At 24.8% G+C, this 1543-nt stretch carries 1 protein-coding gene; it reads right to left on the bottom strand.

What is annotated here, in order from left to right; translation table 11 throughout:
• Positions 1–1512: type VI secretion system tip protein VgrG (gene vgrG, locus CAMP18497_RS08140; RefSeq protein ID WP_147575767.1), on the bottom strand; the 1512-nt coding region annotated here is incomplete at its 3' end.
• Positions 1513–1543: the final 31 nt, after the last annotated feature.

A 1543-nucleotide genomic window follows, 5' to 3' on the forward strand; every position in this document is an offset into this window, starting at 1 on the left:
ATTCACCCCATTATACAAACTCCCACTAATAAAAGGCTTGTCTATATCATCATCTAAAAATGAAATAATAACTTCATCTCCTATTCTAGGTGTATGGTAAAAACCTGAATGATTGCTTGCTACATTACTAGCTACTCTTAAGAATGGACTATGGTGATACATGTTTGTTTTATTATCTAATTCTTCTTGGTTAGCATAAAGATTAATCCTTACCTTTACTCTTCCATATTCATCTGTGTATATGGTATTTCTTTGATTTTCTATATTAGAATCTTCTCCTATAACTATACCCATGGTATTAATTGGAGGCTTTGGTTTAGATTTAAAACTAGGTGTAAAGGTTAAAAAAGATGGGGTAAGGGTTAAATTATTTGTATAAGATTTGCTTAGATTTAAGTCTTTAATATTTAAATTATCATTGGTATTGATAGTATTAGCTAAAATAGCATCATCAATTAAAATTTGTTCTTTTGCTATAATGGTATATTCTTTGGTGGTTTCTTCTTGAATATTAATTTTAATACTTTCATTTAAACTAAGATGATAAATATTGCTTTTTGCTTTTAGTATATTATTAAGCATAGTGTTTCTTTTTTCTTTTAGGGTAGGGGATTGTTTTAAATTAATATTTTGTGTAAAGGAATATTCACTTTCATAAGAATGCTCATTATAATGTGTATTGGCATTTTGTGCTTTAGTGCTTAAGGAATATAAACTTAAAGGTTGTTTGGAATTATTACTAGAATGAGTAAAAGCATTAGTTTGTATTTGTTTTTCTTTATTTAGTGCGTAAATACAAGTTTCATTAAGATGGTTGTTGATATTAGGATTAAAAACTATATCTTTTATTTTGCCTTTATGAGTATAAAAATCATAAAAATAAATATTATCTTTATCTTCATAAAAATAAATACCATGATTGTGTGCTAATCTTGTGATAAATTCTAAATCACTTTCATTGTATTGAGAAATTAATTCTTTAGTTTCATATATATGATGAATATTAGAAAAATCAATGTTTTTATTTAGCTTGGTGTTATAATAGGCTAAGGTTTGTTTAATTACTTCTATTATGTTTGTATGAGTATAAATACGATTTGCTTTATTAAAATCAAGTCTTATTAAAGGAGAATGCAAGTTAAACTTAAAAAAATGTTTATGGTTTAATTGTTTAAAATTTTCTTTTACAATATTGCTAGCACTGCCTTGATTAACACCTAAATAGTCAACATAAGATATTATTCCCCGATAAATCATATCAATATTAGTTGAAAAGTCTATCTTTTTGTTTTCATAAGGATTTTTAATTATAAGTGAAGCTTCTTTATCAATAAGCATATTAGGATTAAATTCAATATTGTCATCACTAAAAATATCATTATTGATATTTTCATAAAAACCTTCACATTCACATAAAAAGATCTGATCCAAGCTTTCTTTTATAATGGCTTTTGTGATTTTAAAATCAAGTTTGTTAATTTTTAAATTAAGATAAGAGTTGTTTGTATTCATTAAAAAAACCTTTGTTGGTATTGGGATTATT

The sequence above is a fragment of the Campylobacter sp. W0066.1 genome (genome assembly GCF_024723635.1).
Classification (GTDB): domain Bacteria; phylum Campylobacterota; class Campylobacteria; order Campylobacterales; family Campylobacteraceae; genus Campylobacter_D; species Campylobacter_D lari_C.